Origin of the sequence: Streptomyces minutiscleroticus (genome assembly GCF_014650875.1) — a bacterium.
GTDB lineage: Bacteria > Actinomycetota > Actinomycetes > Streptomycetales > Streptomycetaceae > Streptomyces > Streptomyces minutiscleroticus.
The window spans coordinates 183517-205875 of record NZ_BMVU01000003.1 but is presented as its reverse complement, the minus strand read 5'-3'; the positions used below and the strand labels follow the sequence as shown (position 1 = coordinate 205875).

The window sequence follows — 22359 nt, the reverse complement described above, 5'->3', positions numbered from 1 at the left end:
GCGGAGGCAGGGGCCAGGCGGGTCAGGCGGGCGGGGCGGGGGTGTCGGGGCGGGTGTCGTACGCGGCGCGCGCGGCGTCGATCCGCGCCAGGTTCGCGACGCTCCACTCCAGCAGGGGCGCCGTTGCTTCGCGCAGGGTCCGGCCCAGCGGCGTGAGTTCGTAACTGACGTGCGGTGGCATCACGTTGTGGACGGTCCGCGTGAGGATTCCGTCGCGTTCCAGGCTGCGCAGGGTGACGGTGAGCATGCGCTGGCTGATCCCGTCGACGGCCCGCTTGAGTTCGGTGAAGCGGCGCGGTCCCTGTCTGAGGTTGCGCACGACCAGCAGCGACCACTTGTCACCGACGATGCCGAGCACCTCACGGGCCCGGCACGGGTCCTCCTGCCGGGCCGGACGCGGCCCGTCGCCCGCTGCGCTCATGGTTACCTCCACAGAACCGGGGCACGGAAAAGTGCCTTATTGCCCGCGGTGCGGCCGGCGCACCACGATGGTCTCGGTTCTCGAAGAGTACCGAGGCACGAACAGGAACCACCATGTCCCCGCGCCTCCACCCCGCCCCGAGAAGGAATCACTCCCACCATGTCTACATTCCTGCTGGTCCACGGCGCTTGGCACAGCGGCCGGTGCTGGGACCGGGTGGTCCCGCTGCTGGAGTCGGCCGGACACCGTGTGTTCGCGCCGTCGCTGACCGGCTACGGTGACAAGGCGCACCTGCTCGGTCCCGAGGTGGGGCTCGACACCCACGTCGAGGACGTGGTCGAGCTGATCCGCGAGGAGGACCTGACCGACGTGGTCCTCGTGGGCCACAGCTACGCGGGACTGGTCGTCTCGTCCGTGGCGAACGACGTACCGGAGCGGATCGCGCATCTGGTGTACCTGGACGCGATGGTCCCGGAGCACGGCGAGACGGCCGTCGACGTCCAGCCCATGACCCGGAACCTGATCGACCTGGCCGCGGGGTCGGACGGCGGGTGGCGCGTCCCGCCGCTGCCCGAGATGCCGCCGCCCCACGGCCTGTTCGGGGTCACCGACCCGGCGGACGTCGCATGGCTGCGCACGATGCTCTCCGACCAGCCGGTGCGCTGCCTGCAGCAGCCGGTCCGGCTGGACGACCCGGCCGTGGAGGCGATTCCGCGCACCCACATCCACTGCGTCGGCGCGGAGCCGGAGGGCATCGTCCGGCGGCCCGTCCCCGCGGTGCAGCCCAACGGTTCCCCGTCGCGGGTGTGGGAGCTGCCCACCGGGCACGACTGCATGATCACCATGCCGGCGGAGCTGAGCCGGCTGCTGCTCGGCCTCTAGCGGCGTCCGGCCGCCGGCGCCGGAGCGCCCCGGCGCGAGTCGGCCCCCCTCGCGGCGACGGCTGCCGCCGATGCCCGTGGACCCGGGCACGCGTACTCCGTCGGGCGCGGGATACCCGCAGGTAATGAAGTTGCTGGCGGTAGTGCGCGAGACGGACCGGCGGATGACCAAACGGATGGCCGCCTGGCAGGAACCCACCCTCCACCGGACGCTGTCGGCGGTGGAGGAGGCGGCGGAGAGCAGCAAGTTGTGGTGCGGCGCGGCCGTGGTGATGGCCGCGGCCGGCGGATGGCGCGGCCGCAGGGCCGCCGTGGCGGGCATGACGGCCCTCACCCTGGCGCAGTTGGTGTCCAACGGTGTGTGCAAGCAGGTGAGCGACCGCCCGCGGCCGCCCAAGGAGTGGATCCCGCACGACGAGGTCGAGGACCGGCCCGACTCCTCGTCGTTCCCGTCCGGGCACACCGCGGCCGCGGTGGCCTTCACCGCCGCGGTCGCCCCCTCGTGGCCGGCGGCCGGTGCCGTCTGTGCGGTGCCGGCCGCCCTGGTGGCCGTCGAGCGGGTGCAGTCCGGCGCCCACTACCCCAGCGACGTGGCCGCCGGGGCGGTCATCGGACTCGCCGGCGCCTGGTTGGTCAGACGTCTGCCGCGGTGGGCACTGCGCATGTGGCGGTGACGGCCGCGGCCGGCCGTGCGGGCGGGAACGGGCCCGGTCCTGCGGGGGGACACCTCCGCGGGGCCGGGCCCGTCCGTCGGCCGGCTCAGGCCGCCGGCTTCTCCAGGACCTCGATGAGACGGGAGAAGCTGTTCTCGGCGAAGCCCCTGTCCATGCCCGCGCGGAAGATCCGGGCCACGGCCGCCGGCAGAACGGTGTCGACGCCGGCCTCCTCGTGCGTGTGCAGGACGTGGTCCGCGCTGGCCGCGCCCATCGCCAGGCGGTCGACGTCACCGGGGTGGGCGCCCGAGTCCACGCGCTCGCCGTACAGCTCCAGGAAGTGCGGCATCATCGCCATCTGCATCGTGGCGTAGGGCAGCAGCTCCTTCGCGGTGACACCGTTGGCACGGCCCAGGGCGAGGGCCTGGTGGTAGCCGAGCATCGAGGTCCAGAAGACGGTCATCTGGGCCTGGTAGTACAGGGCGGCGAGGCCGGGGTCCGCACCGCGGTAGTCGGTGTCGGTGAGCACCTTCAGCGCGGCCTCGTGGGCGTCGAAGGCGTCCTTGGGGCCGCTGTAGTAGGTGGCGGACCCGGGCTTGCCGATCAGCGGCGGCGGCACCTGCACACCGCCGGTGAGGTGCTTCGCGCCGTGCCCGGCCGCCCACGCGGCCGCCTCACGGGCCCTGTCGGGGGTGTCGGAGCTGAGATTGGCGACGACCTTTCCGGACAGGGACGCCGCGGCCGGCTCCAGGACGGCGTACACCGCGTCGTAGTCCGTCAGGCTGAGCACGATCAGCTCGTTGGCGGCCAGCGCCTCCTCGACGGTGGGTGCGAGTACGGCACCGCGGGCCACCAGGGCCTCCGCCCTGGCGGCGGTCCGGTTCCACACCGTCACGTCGTAGCCGTGGTCCAGGTAGGTGTCCACCATCGCCCGGCCCATCGGCCCCAGACCGATGACCGTCACCGACTGCTCGTTCATCCGAACGCTCCTCGCGTAGTCCGTGTCATGACCCGCCCCGCCCCTGTCCGGGGCAGGGGGAACGACGGGGAGCCGCGCCGGAACGGCCGGCTCGCCCTTCTAAAACGATCGTTCTATCAAGAAGCAATGTAGCAGGTTCTAAAACGATCGCTCTACCAAGTAGATTGAGGGCATGGGAACCAAGCCACAGGACGCGAGCACTTCGCCTGCGAGGACCGGAATCGGCACGCGTGAGCGCGTGGTGCGGGCCGCGTCGCGCCTCTTCCAGCGGCAGGGGTACGAGGGCACGGGGATCAAGCTCATCGCCAAGGAGGCGGAGGCGACGCTCGGCTCCGTCTACCACTTCTTCCCCGGGGGCAAGGAGGAGCTGGCCGTCGCCGCGATCCAGCACGGCGACCGGGAGTTCGCCGACATGCTCGGCACCGGGCTCGCCGGCTCCGACGACCCGGCCGTCGCGGTGGAGAACTGCGCCCGCCTGCTCGCCACCGCCCTGCGCGCGTCGGACTGGGCCGACGGCTGCCCGGTGACGGCGACGGCCCTGGAGACCATCGGCCGCACCTCCCCCATCCAGGAGGCCTGCCTCGCGGCGCTGCGGAACTGGCAGGAGGTGCTGGCCGCCAAGTTCCGCGACGGCGGCTTCGGCGACGAGGACGCCGAGGAGCTGGCGTCCACCGTGCTGTCGGCCCTGGAGGGCGCCGAGGTGACCTCCCAGGTCTACCGCAGCGAGCAGCCCCTGCTCACCGCCGGACGCCACATGGCACAGCTCATCAGGTCACGTGGAGCGGTGGCGCGTTAGCCGGAGAACGCACGGCCGGTCTCGCGGCTCCGGAAAGGGTGGGCGGCGGGTGTGCGGGGACGGGCCGTCCCCGCACACTCGCGGGCCGGGTCAGTCCACGGTCAGCACACGGTGCGCCGGGCCGGCGGCCGCGGCGCCGAAGTTGCCCTCGACCTCCGCCTTCTCGGCCGCGTTCGGGTACGGGTTCGTGCACGCGACGCCGGCACTGGAACCCGACATCAGACTGGTGCAGGGCCCGGGCTTGCGGTCCGGCAGGCCCAGGATGTGGCCGAGTTCGTGCGACGAGATGCGGATCGTGTTGTAGCCCTGGTCGACCGCCTGCCGCCCGATGTAGACGGTTCCGTTGCCGAGTGAGGTGGTCAGGGCTCTGGGCCAGCCGTTGTCGGCCAGGATCCGGATGTTGGCGCGCTGCCCGGCGGCGACCGGGCGCAGTTCGACGCCGTCCACGCTCTCGTTCCAGATCGCCGCACCCCGGTCGACGGCGGCCTTGAACTCCGCCGAGGCGCCGGCGTCGTAGGTGACGACGCGGGCCGCGAGGGACTGGTCCGCGGCGCCCGCGGGTGCCGCGTGGGCCTGGCCGCCGGCCAGGGCCAGGGCCACCGTGACGGCGGCGGTGAGGGCACGGGCGGTGGTGCGTGCATGCATGGTCGACCTCCTGTGGGGAAGGTGGCGCGCTCATGTCACATATTGCTGGGCTCCCTGCCCATGTCCGGCGGACGCCAATCCGTCAATCGGCACGGCCGGCCGCCGTGCCGGCGGCACCGGCCGCGCTCGGCGGCCGGATGCGCGCCCTGGACCTGCCGGGGCCCGGACGGCGGAGGCCCGCCGGAGTCACCCGGGTCACCGGGTCACCGGGTCACCGGGTCACCGGGTCACCGGCAGGTCCTCGCCCGGCGCGGCACGGCCGGTCCAGGGCCCCGGAGGACGGTCCTCCGGAGCCCTGGGAGGTGCACTCAGCCGAGCGGCACCGTGACCTCGCCGGTGCCCTCGGCGCTCGCCCCGCCGGCGACACGGACCGCGAACGGCCGGTCGGCGCCCTCCGCGGTGACCCGCAGCAGGTCGCCGTCGCGCCGCACGCGGAACGTGGCGGCCGGCGCGCCCGTCGGGTCGGGCACGGTGACCTCGGCGGCGTACGCGGACGAGGACGAGGGGTGGACCAGCAGGGTGGGGGTGTCCAGCCAGTCGCCGTCGGGGCGGGAGTCGTCGGCGGCCAGCGGCAGCACGGCGCCCTCGCGGACGTACAGCGGCAGGCTGTCGAAGCCGTGCCGTTCGGTGCGCCAGGCGGGGCCGGTGACGCGCTCGCCGCTCAGCAGGTGGGTCCAGGTGCCCTCGGGCAGGTAGACCTCCACCTCGCCGTCCTCGGTGAACACCGGGGCGACGAGCAGGTCCGGACCGAGCATGTACTGGCGGTCCAGCGGGCGGCACGCCGGGTCCCCGGGGAACTCCAGGACCATCGGCCGCATCACCGGCACGCCGGTACGGTGGGCCTCGGCGGCGGCGGCGTAGAGGTAGGGCATCAGCCGGTGCTTGAGCAGGGTGAACGCGCGGGCGACCTCGACCGCCTCCTCGCCGAACTCCCACGGCACCCGGTACGACGACGAACCGTGCAGGCGGCTGTGCGAGGAGAGCAGGCCGAAGGCCAGCCACCGCTTGAAGACGGCCGGGTCGGGCGTGCCCTCGAAGCCTCCGATGTCGTGGCTCCAGAAGCCGAAGCCGCTCAGCGACAGGGACAGGCCGCCCCGCAGCGACTCGGACATGGCCTCGAAGGACGACCAGCAGTCGCCGCCCCAGTGCACCGGGTACTGCTGGCCGCCCGCGGTCGCGGAGCGGGCGAAGAGCACGGCCTCGCCCTGCCCGCGCTCCTTCTCCAGGAGCTCGAAGACGGTCCGGTTGTACAGGTGGGTGTAGTAGTTGTGCATCCGCTCGGGGTCGGAGCCGTCGTGCCAGACCACGTCGGTGGGGATGCGCTCGCCGAAGTCGGTCTTGAAGGTGTCGACGCCCTGGTCGAGCAGCGGCTTGAGCTTGCCCTGGAACCAGGCGCGGGCCTCGGGGCTGGTGAAGTCGACCAGGCCCATGCCGGCCTGCCACAGGTCCCACTGCCACACGTCGCCGTCCGGCCTGCGCACCAGGTGCCCGAGGGCGGCGGCCTCGTCGAACAGCGGGGACTTCTGGGCGATGTAGGGGTTGATCCAGGCGCTGATCCGCAGGCCCTTCTCCTTCAGGCGGGCGAGCATGCCCTCGGGGTCGGGGAAGACGTCGGGGTCCCACTCGAAGTCGCACCACTGGTACTCGCGCATCCAGAAGCAGTCGAAGTGGAAGACGGACAGCGGGATGCCGCGCTCGGCCATGCCGTCGACGAACGACATCACCGTCCCCTCGTCGTAGGAGGTGGTGAACGACGTGGTGAGCCACAGGCCGAAGGACCAGGCCGGGGGCAGGGCCGGGCGGCCGGTGAGGGCCGTGTAGCGGGACAGGACGTCCTTCGGGGTGGGGCCGGCGACGACGAAGTACTCCAGCGTCTGGTCCTCGACGCTGAACTGCACCTGACCGACCGACTCGGAGCCGACCTCGAAGGAGACGGCGCCGGGGTGGTTGACGAAGACGCCGTAGCCGCGCGAGGAGAGGTAGAACGGGACGTTCTTGTAGGCCTGCTCGCTGCTGGTGCCGCCGTCGGCCTGCCAGACGTCGACGACCTGGCCGTTCTTGACGAACGGTGTGAAGCGCTCGCCGAGGCCGTAGATGTGCTCGCCGACGCCGAGGCCGAGCCGGGTGAGCATGTGGTGGGCTCCGTCGCCGGTGGTGGCGAAGGCGGTGCTCTTGGCGTTCGCCCTGGTCAGCTCGCGCCCGTCCGCACCGTGGAAACTCAGGGTCCAGGGGCCGGACCGGTCCAGGCGCAGGGTGAGCGGGCCGCTGGCCAGTTCGGTGACGGTGCCGTCCTGCCGCACCTCGCCGGCGTCGTCCACCGCGCCCGGCAGGGCGAAGTCGGGGCCCGGTCGCCGCTTGCCCCCGTGGTGGGTGACGCGGACGCCGATGACGCCCTCGGCCGGTGAGAAGCAGTCGACCGTGAGCAGCGGCGCGTTGAGCGTGTCGCCCCTGCGCGTCACCTTCTTCACGGCGGCATGGGCGGTGAAGCGCTTCGATTGGGTGCGGACATCGCGTACGTCGGTGGCGTATGCGATGTCCACGCCCTCGCGGATGAGCCAGAAGCCGTCGGTGAACTTCATGATCTTCCTTGGGTGGGGCGAGGCGGTCGGATGGGAACGCGGGTGTCCCGAAAGCGTTTTGATCGTACACACAACAAATCCGCAGCGGCAGGGCTCCGAGCCAGGTTCGTAACCGCTGAACTGGGGTTATTACCGAAGAGAACAGTGTCCTCACGGACAGGAATACCGAGACGTGACCCCTTGGGGGCTAGCGCTGGAGCGTCTGCGTGCCGTATTAGTCATCTCACGAAACAAACCCGTCGACGCGGAAGTCGGCGGTAGGACAGCAAGGGCCGCACGATGTCGAAGCGCTTCAACCCCGTCCCCGAGGACAGGTTCACGCCCGGTCTGTGGACCGTGGGCCGACGGGGCAGGGACCTGTTCGGTGACGCCACCCGGCCGGACCCGGCCGGGCCGGTCACGCGCCTGTCGGAGCCGGGCGCGCACGGGGGGACGTTCCACGACGGCCCGGTCCCGTTCGGCGCCTCCGGCCGCGACGGCCTGTCCGGCGCACCGGCCGGCCCCGTGGCGCAGGCGACCTTCGGCCCGGAGCCCGGCGCCGCCCGCGGCACGGCCTCCGGACACCTCGGCCGGCTCGCCGCGGACCACCTCCCCGGCGTTCGCTGACCCTTGTCTCGCGGGTCGGCCGGTGCCCGCGAACCCTCCTCTTCGCCCCCGCGTGACGCCGTGGTCGCGCGGGCGGGCCGGCACCCCCTCGCACCCAAGGGCATCCACCGTGACAGCACATCCTCCGGCCGCCGCGCGCCGCGGGCGCTCGCGCAGGGCCGTCGTCCCGCTCGCCGCCGTCGGCGTCCTGCTCGCCGGGACGGCACTGACCGGCTGCGGCCAGCAGCGCGACCCCGACGTGTACACCGTGATGAACTCCTCCACCGACGAGTCCTACCACCGCTGGGACGCCGAGGCGATGGCCCGCTGCAGCAAGCGGCTGGGCGTCACCGTCGAGCAGCAGAGCGTTCCCGCGGCGCAGGTGATGACGAAGGCGCTGCGCATGGCGTCGTCGAAGTCGCTGCCGGACATCATCCAGTTCGACGCCTCCGAGATGCCGACCTTCGCCGACGCCGGCGGCCTGGTCGACCTCAGGTCGCTGGGTCTGAGCACCGACGACGTCCCGAAGGGCATCGTCAACTTCGGCTCGTACAAGGGCACCTACTACGGTGCCTCCCGGTCCGTGAACACGCTCGCGCTGTTCTACAACAAGGACATCCTCGACGAGGCGGGCGTGAAGGTCCCCACCACCTGGGACGAGCTGCGCGACGCCGCGAAGAGGCTCACCCAGGGCAAGCGGTACGGGATCGCGCTCAGCGCGGGCGGCGCGGAGGACGGCGTCTTCCAGTTCGCACCGTTCATGTGGTCCAACGGCGGCGACGAGACGAAGCTCGACAGCCCTGAGGTCGCCCAGGCCCTGGACTACTGGAAGGGCCTGCTCAAGGACGGCTCGCTGTCGAAGTCGACGCTGAACTGGACGCAGGCGGACGTCAACGACCAGTTCATGGCGGGCAACGCGGCCATGATGATCAACGGTCCGTGGCAGGTCGAGACCCTCAACACGGACAAGTCCCTGCACTGGGAGATCGCCCGGATCCCGGTCCCGAAGGCGGGCGAGGACTCGGTGGGTCCGCTCGGCGGCTCCGTGCTGACCGTGCCCAACACCGATGACGAGCAGCGGGAGAGGACGGCAGGCAAGATCGTGGCGTGCCTGTCCAGCCAGAAGGAGCAGCTGACCTACGCGCTCAACAGCTGGATGGTCCCGGCCAACGCCAAGGCCGCCGCGGTGTGGCGCGAGAAGGTGCCCGAGCTGGACGCGCTCGCCGACCAGGTGGCCGCCGCCCGCTCGCGCACCGCCAAGCTCGGCGCCGGCTGGTCGAGCGTGTCGCTCGCCCTGCAGAGCGCCTTCCAGTCCGCCCTGACCGGCCAGTCCAGCGAGGCCGCCCTGAAGCTCGCCCAGCAGCGGGCCACGAGCGGGAACCGAGGTTGAGCGCCATGACCACGTCGACCGTCACCGCCCCGGCGTCCGCCGGGAAGCCCGCCGCGCCCGACCCGGCCCGGCTGCGCCGCCGGCGCGGCATCGCCCAGTGGGGGTTCGTCGCCCCCGCCGTCGTCTTCATGCTGCTGTTCTTCGGCTACCCGCTCGTCCGCAACGTCGTGATGAGCTTCCAGCACTACACACCGAAGACGTTCTTCACCGGTGAGGCGCCCTTCAACGGGGGCGACAACTGGGCGGACGTCTTCCAGGACGCCCTGTTCGGCAAGGCGCTCTGGCACACCCTGGTGTTCACCGCCGGATCGCTGCTCGGCCAGTTCTGCATCGGTCTGGCGCTCGCCGTCTTCTTCAACCGGCGCTTCCCGCTGAACGGTGTGCTGCGGTCGCTGATCCTGCTGCCCTGGCTGGTGCCCATGGTGGTGTCCGGCATCGTGTGGCGCCGCATCCTCGACCAGGACACGGGCGTGCTCAACTCGTTCCTGGACACCATCGGCCTCGGCGGCCACACCCCGTGGCTGACCAGCCCGGGCATGGCCCTGTTCTCCGTCGTCCTGGTGAACATCTGGATCGGCATCCCGTTCAACATGGTCATCCTGTACGGCGGCCTGCAGGAGATTCCCAGGGAGCTGTACGAGGCGGCCTCCCTGGACGGCGCCTCGGCGTGGCGGACCTTCCGCTCCATCACCCTGCCCATGCTCAAGCCCGTGGTCACGGTGGTGCTCGTCCTCGGCTTCATGTCGACGGTCAAGATCCTCGACCTGATCCTCGCCCTCACCGACGGCGGACCCGCCGACTCCACCCAGACGCTGGGCACGCTCACCTACCAGAACTCCTTCGTGCAGCTGGACTTCGGCGCGGGCGCGGTCGTCGGCAACGTACTCATCCTGATCTCCGCGGTGTTCGCGGTGTTCTACCTGCGGGCCAACCGCACCGAGGGGAAGTGACGTCATGGCCTCTGTCACGTCCACGCAGACGTCCGCCGGTCACCCGTCCACCGGCGGCGGGCAGAGAAGGTCCAGGCGCAGCTGGGGCTCCACCGTCGCCGGTGTGATCGTCCTGTGCGTGATGCTCTTCCCGCTGTACTGGATGCTCAACACCGCGCTCCAGCCGGAGTCCGGCCTGCTCAAGGTGGACCCCGTACCGGGCAGCCTGGACCTGTCCGGCTTCTCCAAGGCGATCACCGACCAGGGCGGCCACCTGCTGACCTCGCTGGTGGTCTCGCTCGGCGCGGTCGTCATCTGCCTGGCGATCGCGGCGCCCGCGGCCTACGGGCTGGCGCGGTTCGGACTGCGCGGCTCGAAGACCATCGTGTTCGGCACGCTGATCACCCAGATGGTGCCGGGCATCGTCATCGCCAACGCGCTGTACAACTCCTACGTCGACCTGGGCCTGGTCAACTCCTACTTCGGCCTGATGCTGGCGGACGCCTCGCTCGGCATCCCGTTCTCCATCGTGCTGATGCGCTCCTTCATGGTGTCGATCCCCGGCGAGGTGATCGAGGCCGCGCAGATGGACGGCGCCGGGCCGGTGCGGACGTTCGTCGCGGTGGTGCTGCCCATGAGCCGCAACTCCCTGATCACCTCCGGACTGTTCGCGTTCCTGTTCTCCTGGAGCGACTTCATGTTCGCGCTCACCCTGAACACCACCGACGAGGTCAAGCCGGTCACCCTGGGCATCTACCAGTACATCGGCGCGCACGTCGGCGACTGGGGCTCGGTGATGGCCGCGTCCGTGCTGTCCGCGATCCCCGCGGCGATCCTGCTCGTGCTCGCCCAGAAGTACATCGCCGCCGGCATCACCGGCGGGTCCGTCAAGTGACCACCGCACCACAGGAAATGGGTTCTTCCCGCATGACTGACTTCCCCGGCTTCCCGCCCGGCTTCGTCTTCGGCGCCGCCACCGCCTCGTACCAGATCGAGGGCGCGGCGCGCGAGGACGGCCGCTCCCCGTCGATCTGGGACACCTACAGCCGCACCCCAGGCAGGACGGCCAACGGCGACACCGGTGACGTGGCCTGCGACCACTACCACCGCTACCCCGAGGACGTGGCGCTCCTGCGCGACCTGGGCGTGGACTCCTACCGCTTCTCGATCGCCTGGCCGCGCATCGTGCCCGGCGGCGGCCCGGTGAACCCCAAGGGGCTGGACTTCTACTCCCGGCTCGTCGACGAGCTGCTCGCGGCGGGCATCGAGCCGGCCGCCACCCTCTACCACTGGGACCTGCCGCAGGCGCTGGAGGACGAGGGCGGCTGGCGGGTGCGCGCGACGGCGGAGCGGTTCGCCGAGTACACGGCCGTCGTCGCCGAACACCTCGGCGACCGGGTGCCGCGCTGGATCACCCTCAACGAACCGTGGTGCAGCGCCTTCCTCGGCTACTCCGTCGGCCGGCACGCGCCCGGCGCCCAGGAGGGCCGGGGCGCGCTGGCCGCCGCCCACCACCTGCTGGTCGGTCACGGCCTGGCGGTCGAGGCGCTGCGGGCGGCCGGGGTGCGCGAGGTCGGCATCACGCTCAACCTGGACCGCAACCTGCCCGCCACCGGCTCCCCCGCCGACCTGGCGGCCGTGGTCCGCGCGGACACCCAGCACAACCTGGTGTGGACCGAGCCGATCCTCGCGGGCCGCTACCCGGCCACGGAGGAGGAGACCTGGGGCGAGCTGATCACCGGCGCGGACTTCCGCCGCGACGGCGACCTTGAGCTGATCTCCCAGCCGCTGGACTTCCTCGGCATCAACTACTACCGGCCGATCGTGGTCGCCGACGCCCCGCACCGCGAGGCCGACCCGGCGCGGCGGGTGGCCACCGACAACGGCTACGCGGAGGTGGCGCTCCCGGACGTGCGGCACACCGCGATGAACTGGCCGGTGGTCCCCGAGTCCTTCACCGACCTGCTGGTCGAGCTGAAGAAGCGGTACGGGGACGCGCTGCCGCCCGTGCACATCACGGAGAACGGCTCCGCCGAGGACGACACGGTCTCCGCCGACGGGGCGGTGCACGACCCCGACCGGGTCGCCTACCTGCGCGACCACCTCACCGCGCTGCGGGCGGCGATGGACGCGGGCGTGGACGTGCGCGGCTACTACGTGTGGTCGCTGCTGGACAACTTCGAGTGGGCGTTCGGCTACGACAAGCGGTTCGGGATCGTCCGGGTCGACTACGGCACGCAGGAGCGCACGCCGAAGGACAGCTACCGCTGGTACCGGGACATGATCGCCGCGCACCGCGGCTGAGGCCGCGACCGCCGCGCACCGCGGCCGGGGGGTGAGGCGGGGGCCGCCGGGCGGCCCCCGCCTCCTTCAGTTCCGCTCCCGCTCCGCGTAGGCCACCGGGTCCTCCAGCACCTCCCGCACGATCACCCCGGCCGCTCCGCGGGCCGCGTCCCCCAGCGGGGAGGCGGCCCGCAGCCGCTTCCCGCCCCCGGTCCACAGGCCCGACACCACGCGCAGCGCGAGTTCCCGCTCGACGGCGGGCGCCAGCCACTCCATCAGCTCCCGGTAGGCGCCGCCGAGCATGACCGCGCCGGGGTCGAAGAGGTTGACCGCCCCGGACACCACGACGCCCAGCCGCCGTCCGGCCTCCTCGACCGCCGCCAGCGCGGCCGGATCGCCCCGCCGGGCGCGGCGCCCGAGTTCGGCGACGCCCGGTACGCCCGCGTCCGCGCCGATGCCCGCGGCCCGCAGCAGGGCGGCCTGCCCGGCGTACTGCTCCAGGCAGCCGCGGGCGCCGCAGCGGCACGGCGGGCCACCGGGGTCGACCACCACGTGCCCGATCTCCCCGGCGAAGCCGTGCGCCCCGCGCAGCAGTTCCCCCTTGAGCACCAGGGCACCGCCGACGCCGACCTCGCCGGTCAGGTACAGGAAGCTGCGCACGCCCTCGGTGCCGGCGCCGTACCACAGCTCCGCGAGCGCGGCGGTGTTGGCCTCGTTGTCGGAGCTGACCGGCAGCGCACGCCGGTCGGGGCGCAGCGCCGACAGCGCCTGCGCGAACAGCCCCTCGACGGCGACCCGCTGCCAGCCGAGGTTGGGGGCCTGGCGCACGGTGCCCCCGGTGACCAGGCCGGGCAGTGCGACGTGGACGCCGGCCGGCGCGAGGTCCTGCTCGGCCGCCGACCCGGCGGCGCGGGCGGCCAGCCCCGCCGCGTGGGCCAGCACCTCCGAGGGCGGCACCCCCCGGTTGTCGACGTGCTCCACCACCCGGACCCGGTCGGTGCCGGCGAGGTCGACGACGCACACGGCGATGTAGTCGATGTTGATCTCGACGCCGAGGCCCGCGGGCCCGGACCGGGCCACCTTCAGCACGGTGCCGGGCCGCCCCGCCTGCCCGCTGCTGGTCTTGCCCCCTTCGGTCACGAACCCGTACTCCAGCAACTGCTCGACCAGGGACGACACCGCTCCCCTGGTCAGACCGACGTGCGTGGCGACGCCGGCCCTGGTGGTCTCCCCCACGTCGTGCACGGCTCTCAGGACGAGGCTGAGGTTGTGCCGTCGCACCGTGGCCTTGTCGGCCTTCGGCTCCAGGGGGGTCAGGTGGCTCTTCATCGTGGTGCCGAGCGTATGCGACGTCCGGGGGCGCGGGCCGCCCCGTCCGGCGTGACGTCCTCGGGCTCCTCGCGAGTCGCGTGCGCTTCCCCCGCAGCCGTGCGCCGGGCGGGCACGGCGTGGGCGGGGGTGAGGTCAGGGGCGGCCGTCGAGGCGGGGGGCCGCGGCGGTCGCCGGGCCTATCGTCCTGGGTCCGGGAGCGCCGACGAAGACACTCAGCCCGCCCGGTACGGCGAGGTAGCCGCGCAGGCCCGCGGCGGAGTAGTCCATGAGCGGTGCCGGCGTCCCGCCGAGGGGGAACCAGCGGAGCCCCGCGCACTTGCCGGGCTCGCGGTTGGTCGGGGTGCCCGTCCAGGTGCGGGCCTCGAAGAAGACCCCGAGGTGGTCCGTGGTGCCGTGCCGGGCGTGCACGGTCTGCCCGACGACCAGGTCGGCCGGGGCGAGGGTGATGCCGAGTTCCTCGTGGGCCTCGCGTACGGCGGCGTCCAGGACGGACTCCCCGGGGTCGACCTTGCCGCAGGGCAGGGCCCATTCGCCGCTGCCGTGGGCGGTGCCGCTCCGCAGGCCGAGGAGGACGTCCTCGCCCCGCCGGAGGATCAGGTGGACGTCGAGGTCGGCGGACGCGGCGGTCATACGGCAATCTCCTGAGGGTCGGTGACGGTCTTCCGGACGGGGGCGCGGTGCTCCGGGTCCGCGGCGGCGTCGCGGGGGTCGGTGCCGCAGCGGGGCGGGCGGTCGTCGCCGGACCGGTCCGGGCGGAAGGCGCCGCGAGGGTGTCCGACGGGTCCGGCCGGCGGGTCCGGCTCGCTCCGCACGGACTTGATCATGATCTCCCCGGGGCGGCGACGGCAGGATCACACTACTTCGGCCCCGGCTCCCCCGCCGACGACGGGCGCTGACAGCGGCGACCCCGGCAGCGGTGACCCGATGGGCGGACTCCGGCAGGAGCTCATCCGCCCACCGCGCGCCACGGCCACCACGACCACCGCTGGAAGGACGCGGCCCGGCGCGGCGAAGCGGTACGGCGAGCCGCTACGCGCGCCGTCCCGGCACACCGTGTGACTGGGCGGCGCCCTTTCGCGGACCGGCCGGGCGCGTTCGGGGCGGGCCGGGGCCGCTCGTCGAGGCGGTCGGTGCGCAGCGCACCTCGTGCGGGGCCCGGGTCGTCGAATGCGCGGCTGGAAGCAAGGGTTCGGGCTCGGCGTCGCGGGGCCCTTCCCGCCCGGAGCGGTCGGGACCGGACACGGCTCGCGCCACGGCTCCACGACGGGCCCGTGTCGCGGCACTCTGAACTCACGGCGGCGCCGCCCGGCCGGGCGGCGCCGGAGAGGGTGCCCGTCACGGACCGGCCGTCACGAAGGGACGCGGGACATGCGGAAACTGGCGATCATCGAGGCACCGTCCGTGCTCGGGCTGCGGCCGACCGGCGTCCAGGACCTCCCGGCGGCGCTGTTCGACGCCGGTCTGCTCCTCCACCCCGGGGCGGCCAGGGCCGGCCGGGTCGAAGCGCCCGCGTACGAACCGGGGCGGGACGCCGGAACCGGGATCCTCAACCCCGTCGGCATCGCCCGGTACTCCGTCCGGCTGGCCGACGCGGTCGGCGAGGTCCTCGACGCCGGCGGCTTCCCCCTGGTCCTCGGCGGCGACTGCAGCATCCTGCTCGGCAACCTCCTCGCCCTGCGCCGCCGCGGACGTTACGGCCTGCTGTTCCTCGACGGCCACACCGACTTCTACCAGCCCTCGGCGGAGCCGGCCGGCGAGGCGGCCTCGATGGAACTCGCCCTGGCCACCGGCCGCGGCCCCCGGCTGCTCACCGACCTGGAGGGCCGCGGTCCCCTCCTGCGGGACGAGGACGTCGTCGCCTTCGGCTTCCGTGACGCCGCCGAGTCCGCCGAGGCCGGAATGCAGCCCCTGCCACCACGCCTGCACGCGATCGACCTCGACGGTGTGCGTACGGCCGGCGCCGACGCGGCGGCGCGCGCCGCGGTCGGCCGGCTCACCGGCGGCGACCGCGCCGGACACTGGGTCCACCTCGACGTCGACGTCCTGGACGACACGGTCATGCCTGCCGTCGACCACCGCCTTCCCGGCGGTCTGACCTGGTCGGAGCTGGAGAGTGTGCTGCGCACGGCGCTGGCCGGCGACCGGGCCGTCGGCCTCGACGTCACGATCTTCAATCCTCGTCTCGACCCCGGGGGCGACATCGCCGCGCGCCTCACCGAGTGCCTGCGCCGGGGACTGTCGGCGCGGACCGGTCACGGAGACCGGGCCGACGGTACATGAGGTCTACATGGGGTGAGGGACGGTGGAGCCGTTCCGAAGCCGCACCACGCCCCGCGCGGCCGGGGAGCCGGCAGCGGCACGAAGCAGCCGCTGCGCGGTTCCCCCGGCCGGTCGCAGGAGGCGGCGCGCATCGTCGCCGACGCTGCGGCCGGTACGAGGACGGACCACGAGCGAGGAACACGACCGGACGCTCCGGGACTCCCCCGCCGGATCGCCGGTGTCCGCCCGACGTCCCCGGCTCCGCGCGCGTCGCCCTCGTACCGCGCGTCAGTGCCTTCCGCCCGAGGCGCTCACGACCGGCCCGGGACCGGCGCCCTCCCCGCCTCGCCCCGGAAGGTGCGCCGGTAGGCGAGCGGGGAGACCCCGATGGAGGCGTGCAGGTGCTGGCGCAACGAGGCGCCGGTGGCGAAGCCGACCTGGCCGGCGATGTCGTCCACCGGCAGGTCGGTCGACTCCAGCAGGTGCCGGGCGCGTGCCACCCTCTGCTGGATCAGCCAGCGCCCCGGGCTCACGCCGACCTCCTCCTGGAAGCGGCGGGCGAAGGTCCGCAGGCTCATCCTCGCGTGGTCGGCGAGTTCCCTCAGGGTGAGCGGCCGGTGCAGGTGCTCAAGCGCCCACTGCCTGGTGGCCGAGGTGCCGTTCGCCGTGGCCTCGGGCACGGGCCGCTCGATGTACTGGGCCTGTCCGCCGTCCCGCCACGGCGGCACGACCAGCGCACGGGCCACCTGGTTGGCGACGGCGGCGCCGTGGTCCCTGCGGAGGAGATGCAGGCAGACGTCCACGCCCGAAGCGGCCCCGGCGGACGTCAGCACGTCCCCGTCGTCGACGAAGAGCACGTCCGGGTCGAGCGCCACCCGCGGGAACCACCTGCGGAAGGTGTCCGCGAGGGCCCAGTGGGTCGTGGCGGGGCGGCCGTCCAGGAGCCCGGCGGCGGCGAGCAGGAAGGCCCCCGTGCAGATGGAGACGGTCCGGGCCTCCGAGGGGATCGAGGCGAGGGCCTCCCGGGTGCCGGCCGGCAGCTCACGGGTGAGGACGGCGGGGTCGGAGGGCGGGACGACGACGGTCCCCGCGGTGCGCAGGATGTCCGGGCCGTGCTCGACCGTGACGGAGAAGTCGGCGTTGGTGCGTACGGGCAGGCCGTCCACGGAGCAGGTCAGGACCTCGTAGCGGCCCTCGGCGGCACCCAGGACACGGCTCGGGATGCCGAGCTCGAAGGGGTAGACACCGTCCGGGGCGAGGACGACGACACGGTGGGCACGGCTCGTCATGGCACGATCCTATCGAAAGACGGCAATCATGCCATGGCGTGCGGCGGGACCGTCCGCGAGGCTGAGCACATGACCGAGAACCCCACCATGCGCGCCATCAGCCAGGACACCTACGGAACGCCCGATGTGCTGAAGGAGGTCGAGGTCCCCAGGCCGACGCCGGGCGTCAGCCAGATCCTGGTCGCCGTCAAGGCGGCCGGGGTCAACCCCACCGACTGGAAGCACCGGTCGCAGAAGGTCTTCCTGGACCGTCTGCCCCTCGTCCTCGGCTGGGACGTCTCCGGCGTCGTCGAGGCGGTCGGCTACGGTGTCACACTCTTCAAGCCGGGCGACGAGGTCTTCGGCATGCTCCCCTACCCGTACGGCGTAGGGTCACACGCCGAGTACGTGACCGGACCCGCCCGCGCCTTCACCCACAAGCCCGCCGGGATCGACCACGTCCAGGCCGGCGCTCTGCCGCTCGCGGCGCTCACCGCGTACCAGGCGCTCGTCGACACGGCGGAGGTCGCCCCGGGGCAGCGGGTGCTCGTCCACGCGGCCGCCGGCGGCGTCGGCCACCTCGCCGTCCAGATCGCCAAGGCCCGCGGCGCGTACGTCATCGGCACCGCGAGCGCGGCCAAGCACGACTTCGTCCGCTCCCTCGGCGCGGACGAAGTGATCGACTACCGGACCACCGACTTCAGGGACGCCGCCCAGGACATCGACGTGGTCCTCGACCCGCTCTCCGGCGACACCCGCGCCCGCTCCCTGGAGGTCCTGCGCCCCGGCGGCGTCCTCGTCTCCCTGCTCGGCGGGGGTGATCCGGACGAGGCGGCGAAGGCCGCCGAACGGGGCGTACGGGCGGAGACCCTCCTGGTGGAGGCCGACCACGCCGGTATGAGCGCGATCGCCGGCCTGGTGGAGTCCGGTGCGTTGCGCGCCCACGTGGAGAAGGTCTTCCCGCTGGCCGACGCCGCCGGGGCCCACGCCCTGGGCGAGACCGGACACACCACGGGAAAGATCGTCCTGCTGGTGGACGGGGCTTCCGCGGAGGCGTGAGGCGGCGCGGTCCGCCGCCGCGCCGGGCGGCACCGCTCGCCGTCGCGTCGGCGGACCGCGCGAAGGGGCCGGCCGGTGCCGCGCCGGCCGGAGGCGCCCGCGGCGGTCGTACCGGTCACGGGGGACGGTGCTCCGCGGTGGTCGTGCCGGTCACGGGGAACGGTGTTCCACGGCGGTCGCACCGGTCGCCGGGGGACGGTGTTCCGCCGGCCATCGGTCTCGAGTCCGGCCGGGAGCGAGGTCGAGATCGAGGTGATCCTCCCTCAGGTCCGGCCGGGGCCGCGACGTTTCCGCGGCGGGCGGGCTCAGGTCGATGCCCCACTCCCGCCGGACGAAGGCGTGACCGGCCCGGGTGACGTCCAGGCCGCGCCCCGAGCCGTGCCGCACCACCCATCCGGCCTCCAGGAACCGGCGGCCCACCGCGGCGCCCAGGGCACCGGCCAGGTGCGGGCGGCGCTCGGTCCAGTCCAGGCACGCGCGCGTCGTGGCGCGGCGCGCCTCCACCGCGGCGTCGACGTCCACACCGACCGCGCGCAGTCCCTCCGCCCCCACGGCGGTGAGCGGCAGCGCCTCGCGCTCACCGAACCAGCCCCGGCGCGTCCAGGCGTCCGCCAGCGCGACGCCCAGACGCCCGGCGAGGTGGTCGTAGCAGAACCGCGCGGCCGCCAGCCGCTGTGCCTGGCGGCTGCGCCGGTACCCGCTCACCGGTGCCGCACCGGCCAGCGCGCCGAGCATCTCCAGCGCGGCGGCGACCTGCGGGCCCGCGAGCGAGTAGTGGCGGCGGCGCCCGTGCGCCGTGCAGCGCACCAGGCCCGCCCCGACCAGCACGCCCAGATGCTCCGAGGCGGTCGACGCGCTCACCCCGGCCGCCCGCGCCAGTTCACCGGCGGGCCGCTCGGTGCCGTCCATCAGCAGGTTCAGGAACACCGAGCGCGCCGGGGCGGCGAGGGCCCTGCCCACGGTCGTGAAGTCCCGGTCCCTGCTCATGGCACCGACCGTACGGCACCGTTCCTTCGGCGTCCGCCGAAGCTTCCCGGTCCTACGGTCGCACCATGCACAGCTACACGACCCGCCTGCACTGGGACGGTTCCACCGCCGCCGGTGTCCGCTCCTACTCACGCGACCACACCGCCCTCGCCCCGCCGGCCGCCGCGCGGGTGGAGCTGAGCGCGGACCCGGCCTTCCGCGGCACCCCCGACCGCCTCAACCCCGAGCAGTTGGTGGTCATGGCCGCGTCCTCGTGCCAGCTGCTGTCCTTCCTCGGCGCCGCCGCCCGCGCCGGCGTGGAGGTGCTGGCGTACGACGACGAGGCCACCGGCCGCCTGGACCTGACCGTCTCCCCCGCGCGCCTCGGCGCCGTCCGCCTGGCCGCCACGGTCCGGGTCGCGGCCGGAACCGACGAGGCCGACGTGCTCGAACTCGCCGAGCGGGCCCACCGCGAGTGCTACGTCGCCAACAGCCTGTCCGTCCCCGTCGAGGTCACGACGACGGTGGTGACGGCCTCGTGAGCGACCGGCCGCAGGACACCGGGGCCTTCCGTCGCGGACGTCCGGGCGGCTCTACAGCACGGCGTCCAGCAGTCCGGGGAAGCGGGAGTCGAGCTCGTCGCGGCGCAGGCTGATCGAGCGCCGGCGGCCGTGCGGGACGTTGCGGACGACGCCGGCCTCGCGGAGGGTCTTCAGGTGGTGGGAGAGGGTCGACTTCGGGATGGGACCGGAGCGCGGCTGGCACTCGGCCACCTCCAGGGGGCCGTCGGCGGCGAGGCGGCGCACCAGTTCCAGCCGGGCGGGGTCACTCAGGGCGAAGAGCACGCCGGTCAGTTCCAGCTGGGCGGGTTCGGGGTGGGCGAACTCGCGCGTCGATCCACTCATGGTTCGAGAGTACTGGAACCGTATTTGTTCGAGATTATTGGAACTACCGATCGCGGTGGCGTACGCTCCCATCGTTCGAGAATTCTGGAACTCTTCCGTGGGAGTCCTCATGTCCACCGCCCTTCGGCCGGATCCGGCACCCGGTGGCCGCGTCCCCCGCCTGACGCGAGCAGCGGGCTTCTGGCTGCTGGGTATCGCCCAGCTCACGCTCATGGCCGCCAGCAGCGCCCCCTCCCCGCTCTACTCCGAGTACGCCCGGCGCTGGGACCTGTCGGCCACCGCCCTCACCGTCGTCTTCGCCGTCTACGCCCTGGCCCTGCTGGTCGCCCTGCTCGTCGCCGGCGGGCTCTCCGACCACCTGGGCCGCCGCCCGGTCCTGGTCGCCGCCCTCGTGGGCGAGGCAGCGGCGATGGCGGTGCTGCTCACCGCCGGCGGAGTGGGCCAGCTGATCGCCGGACGCGCCCTGCAGGGACTCGCCACCGGTGCCGCCACCGGTGCGATCAGCGCCGGACTGATCGACCTGCAGCACCCGGGCTCGAAGCTCGGCCCGCTGCTCACCAGTGCCGGCACCGCGGGCGGCATGGCCGTCGGCGCTCTGGCGGGCGGCGCGCTCACCCAGTACTCCTCCTCCCCGCACGTCGTCGTCTTCGGCCTGCTCACGGCCGCCTTCCTGGTCCTGGCCGCGGCCGTGGTGCTCGTCCCCGAGACCTCTCCCCTGCGTCCCGGCGCCCTGGCCTCGCTGCAGCCGCGCGTGTCCGTACCGCACACCGACCGCACGTCCTTCCTGCTGGCCGCGCCCGCCTTCATCGCCAGCTGGGCGATCGGCGGCCTGTACCTGTCCCTGGGGTCGTCGCTGACCGCCGACATCCTCCGCACCGACAACCACGTCACCGCCGGACTCGTGGTGGCCCTCCTGCCCGGGGCCGCAGCCCTCGCCTGCGTCGCGCTGCGCGGCATGGCCCCGCTGCCGATGATGCTGTTCGGCTCCGTGACCCTGGTCGCCGGCACCCTCCTGACCCTGCCGGCGCTCCTCGTCCCGTCCACGCCCCTGCTGCTGGCCACCACCGTCGTCGCCGGACTCGGTTTCGGCACCGCCTTCTTCGGGGCCTTCCGCATGCTGGCGCAGACCGCCCACGAGAAGCGGGCGCAGCTGTTCGCCGCGGTCTACGTCGTCTGTTACCTGGCCAACAGCGTTCCGGCCGTCGCGGCCGGCCTCGCCGTCCCCCACGCGGGACTGCGCTCCACCGCGGTCTGCTACCTCGGGGCCGTCACCGTGCTCGCCCTGCTGCCGATCCCGTTCGGCGTCGCCGCCCTGCGGCGCGCGAGGAACGCGGCCGCCGGCCCCCGGCCGGTGACGGTGCCGGGCCCGGAAGCCGTCGACGGCTCCTCCGCGGGCATCGCGCCGGCCGCGGCCCAGGCCCCCGCCGCCAGGCTCTGACCGCTCCGCCGAACGACCGACGGACGGCCGCGGTTCGCGCGCGCGGCCGTCCTCTCCGCCGCCCGCCCCCTCTCCCCGTGGGGCCGGGCGGCTCGGCCGTCGCCGCCCTTCGCGGACAGCGGGCCGCGGGCGACGCCCGTGGCTCCGGCCGACCGGCGCGGCATGCGTGCCGAGCACGGTGCACGGCACGCCGAGGACCGTCCCTCCGACGCGGACGCCGTCCCGCGCAGGTGCGCGAACGCCCACGTCGGGTGCCGCCTTGGGGCGGATCGTGTCACCCGTGGACGTCATGATGGTCACACCGCCCCGGACGCCGGCCGGCAACGCCGCCGCCGTCCTCTCCGCGTCCGGGTCCGCCGGCACCCGCCCGCACCGCTGGAGGGCCCGAACACCGCGGGTGAGCGCGGCCCTCGGCGGTCGATGCGTCCGGCCTCCCGCTCCTCCTTCGGTCCGGGCGGACCAACGGGCCCGTTCTCACCCGCCCGGAGTCCGCCGGCGTCGCGGAGCACCCGGCCGACCGGGAGTCACCGGCGCGTCCCACGCCACGCGGTGGGACGCCCGAAGCCCCCCGGTGCACGGCACCGGGGGGCTTCGCATCGGGTACGCGGATCAGTGCTGCGTCGTCCCGTGGCCTCCGTCGCTCCCGTAGGAGCGGCGCACGGCGTCGGCGGCCTTGTCGGTCTGGGCGTCGTACTTGTCGCCCGTACGCTCGTCGACCATCCGCTCGGCGCCGGCGACGCCCTTGTCGGCCTGGTCCGGGTGTCCCTTGGCCATCTCCTTGGCCTTGTTCGCCATGTCACCCAGCTTGCCCATGGGATACCTCCCGCGATAGCGCGTGCGTCGTACTCCACCACGGGTACCCCTGCCGTCCTGCTGAAACCACCCCTTTTCCGCGCAGGCGGCGCGAACTCCGCTCCCCGGCGACGGAGATGGGACGCGGTGGGCCGCCCACGCCGCTCGCACGGCGCCGGGGACACCACCGGTGTGACAC

The 22359-nt window shown here is 73.5% G+C and carries 21 protein-coding genes and 1 pseudogene; 12 read left to right on the top strand and 10 right to left on the bottom strand.

What is annotated here, in order from left to right:
• Positions 1 to 22: 22 nt before the first annotated feature.
• Positions 23 to 421: a winged helix-turn-helix transcriptional regulator gene (locus IE271_RS06135; RefSeq protein WP_190189145.1), complete on the bottom strand. Its 399-nt coding sequence runs from the start codon at positions 419 to 421 to the stop codon at positions 23 to 25.
• 159 nt (positions 422 to 580) lie between these two features.
• On the opposite strand from IE271_RS06135, the gene IE271_RS06130 reads away from it, so the two are divergent.
• Together IE271_RS06130 and IE271_RS06125 are read left to right on the top strand one after the other, a co-directional pair.
• Positions 581 to 1303, top strand: a complete 723-nt coding sequence (locus tag IE271_RS06130) for an alpha/beta hydrolase (protein WP_190189144.1) — start codon at positions 581 to 583, stop codon at positions 1301 to 1303.
• 124 nt (positions 1304 to 1427) lie between these two features.
• Complete coding sequence (locus tag IE271_RS06125) at positions 1428 to 1976, top strand: phosphatase PAP2 family protein (protein ID WP_190189143.1); 549 nt, start codon at positions 1428 to 1430, stop codon at positions 1974 to 1976.
• Positions 1977 to 2061: 85 nt separating this feature from the next.
• Here IE271_RS06125 and IE271_RS06120 read toward each other — a convergent pair whose 3' ends face one another.
• Positions 2062 to 2934, bottom strand: a complete 873-nt coding sequence (locus IE271_RS06120; RefSeq protein ID WP_190189142.1) for an NAD(P)-dependent oxidoreductase — start codon at positions 2932 to 2934, stop codon at positions 2062 to 2064.
• A gap of 172 nt (positions 2935 to 3106) precedes the next feature.
• Here IE271_RS06120 and IE271_RS06115 point away from each other — a divergent pair, with 172 nt between their 5' ends.
• The gene (locus IE271_RS06115; RefSeq protein WP_190189141.1) at positions 3107 to 3730 is read left to right on the top strand and encodes a TetR/AcrR family transcriptional regulator; all 624 of its coding nucleotides are present in this window, start codon (positions 3107 to 3109) and stop codon (positions 3728 to 3730) included.
• Between the two features lie 90 nt (positions 3731 to 3820).
• Here the strand turns inward: IE271_RS06115 and IE271_RS06110 are convergent, their stop codons facing one another.
• Positions 3821 to 4375, bottom strand: a complete 555-nt coding sequence (locus tag IE271_RS06110; protein ID WP_190189140.1) for a snapalysin family zinc-dependent metalloprotease — start codon at positions 4373 to 4375, stop codon at positions 3821 to 3823.
• Positions 4376 to 4683: 308 nt separating this feature from the next.
• On the bottom strand, positions 4684 to 6954 hold the full coding sequence (yicI, locus tag IE271_RS06105) for an alpha-xylosidase (RefSeq protein ID WP_190189139.1): 2271 nt from the start codon (positions 6952 to 6954) through the stop codon (positions 4684 to 4686).
• A gap of 279 nt (positions 6955 to 7233) precedes the next feature.
• Here yicI and IE271_RS06100 point away from each other — a divergent pair.
• From IE271_RS06100 to IE271_RS06080, 5 genes and pseudogenes are all read left to right on the top strand, one after another.
• Positions 7234 to 7422: pseudogene (locus IE271_RS06100) on the top strand (xylose isomerase); the annotation flags it as partial.
• A 247-nt stretch (positions 7423 to 7669) separates the two neighbouring features.
• Positions 7670 to 8929, top strand: coding sequence for an ABC transporter substrate-binding protein (locus IE271_RS06095; protein WP_190189138.1), 1260 nt, complete (start codon positions 7670 to 7672; stop codon positions 8927 to 8929).
• A gap of 5 nt (positions 8930 to 8934) precedes the next feature.
• Positions 8935 to 9879: a carbohydrate ABC transporter permease gene (locus tag IE271_RS06090; RefSeq protein WP_190189137.1), complete on the top strand. Its 945-nt coding sequence runs from the start codon at positions 8935 to 8937 to the stop codon at positions 9877 to 9879.
• A 4-nt stretch (positions 9880 to 9883) separates the two neighbouring features.
• The gene (locus tag IE271_RS06085) at positions 9884 to 10753 is read left to right on the top strand and encodes a carbohydrate ABC transporter permease (protein WP_229919159.1); all 870 of its coding nucleotides are present in this window, start codon (positions 9884 to 9886) and stop codon (positions 10751 to 10753) included.
• A gap of 32 nt (positions 10754 to 10785) precedes the next feature.
• Positions 10786 to 12162: a GH1 family beta-glucosidase gene (locus IE271_RS06080; protein WP_190189136.1), complete on the top strand. Its 1377-nt coding sequence runs from the start codon at positions 10786 to 10788 to the stop codon at positions 12160 to 12162.
• Positions 12163 to 12228: 66 nt separating this feature from the next.
• Here IE271_RS06080 and IE271_RS06075 read toward each other — a convergent pair whose 3' ends face one another.
• Together IE271_RS06075 and IE271_RS06070 are read right to left on the bottom strand one after the other, a co-directional pair.
• Positions 12229 to 13470 (bottom strand): ROK family protein, encoded by a 1242-nt coding sequence (locus tag IE271_RS06075; RefSeq protein ID WP_190189135.1) that lies wholly within the window; start codon positions 13468 to 13470, stop codon positions 12229 to 12231.
• Positions 13471 to 13605: 135 nt separating this feature from the next.
• Positions 13606 to 14103, bottom strand: a complete 498-nt coding sequence (locus IE271_RS06070) for an NUDIX domain-containing protein (RefSeq protein WP_190189134.1) — start codon at positions 14101 to 14103, stop codon at positions 13606 to 13608.
• Between the two features lie 738 nt (positions 14104 to 14841).
• Between IE271_RS06070 and IE271_RS06065 the strand changes: the two genes are divergently transcribed.
• Complete coding sequence (locus tag IE271_RS06065; RefSeq protein WP_190189133.1) at positions 14842 to 15753, top strand: arginase family protein; 912 nt, start codon at positions 14842 to 14844, stop codon at positions 15751 to 15753.
• Positions 15754 to 16043: 290 nt separating this feature from the next.
• Here IE271_RS06065 and IE271_RS06060 read toward each other — a convergent pair whose 3' ends face one another.
• Positions 16044 to 17021 (bottom strand): GlxA family transcriptional regulator, encoded by a 978-nt coding sequence (locus IE271_RS06060; RefSeq protein ID WP_190189132.1) that lies wholly within the window; start codon positions 17019 to 17021, stop codon positions 16044 to 16046.
• 87 nt (positions 17022 to 17108) lie between these two features.
• Between IE271_RS06060 and IE271_RS06055 the strand changes: the two genes are divergently transcribed.
• Positions 17109 to 18059: an NADP-dependent oxidoreductase gene (locus IE271_RS06055; protein ID WP_190189321.1), complete on the top strand. Its 951-nt coding sequence runs from the start codon at positions 17109 to 17111 to the stop codon at positions 18057 to 18059.
• A 150-nt stretch (positions 18060 to 18209) separates the two neighbouring features.
• Here the strand turns inward: IE271_RS06055 and IE271_RS06050 are convergent, their stop codons facing one another.
• Complete coding sequence (locus tag IE271_RS06050) at positions 18210 to 19046, bottom strand: ArsR/SmtB family transcription factor (protein WP_190189131.1); 837 nt, start codon at positions 19044 to 19046, stop codon at positions 18210 to 18212.
• Positions 19047 to 19111: 65 nt separating this feature from the next.
• Here IE271_RS06050 and IE271_RS06045 point away from each other — a divergent pair, with 65 nt between their 5' ends.
• On the top strand, positions 19112 to 19567 hold the full coding sequence (locus IE271_RS06045; RefSeq protein ID WP_190189130.1) for an OsmC family protein: 456 nt from the start codon (positions 19112 to 19114) through the stop codon (positions 19565 to 19567).
• Between the two features lie 51 nt (positions 19568 to 19618).
• Here IE271_RS06045 and IE271_RS06040 read toward each other — a convergent pair whose 3' ends face one another.
• On the bottom strand, positions 19619 to 19930 hold the full coding sequence (locus IE271_RS06040; protein ID WP_190189129.1) for an ArsR/SmtB family transcription factor: 312 nt from the start codon (positions 19928 to 19930) through the stop codon (positions 19619 to 19621).
• 109 nt (positions 19931 to 20039) lie between these two features.
• Here IE271_RS06040 and IE271_RS06035 point away from each other — a divergent pair, with 109 nt between their 5' ends.
• On the top strand, positions 20040 to 21368 hold the full coding sequence (locus IE271_RS06035) for an MFS transporter (RefSeq protein WP_190189128.1): 1329 nt from the start codon (positions 20040 to 20042) through the stop codon (positions 21366 to 21368).
• A gap of 609 nt (positions 21369 to 21977) precedes the next feature.
• Here IE271_RS06035 and IE271_RS06030 read toward each other — a convergent pair.
• A complete protein-coding gene (locus IE271_RS06030) occupies positions 21978 to 22181 on the bottom strand; it encodes an antitoxin (RefSeq protein ID WP_190189127.1) in 204 nt (67 codons plus the stop codon).
• Between the last annotated feature and the right edge of the window lie 178 nt (positions 22182 to 22359).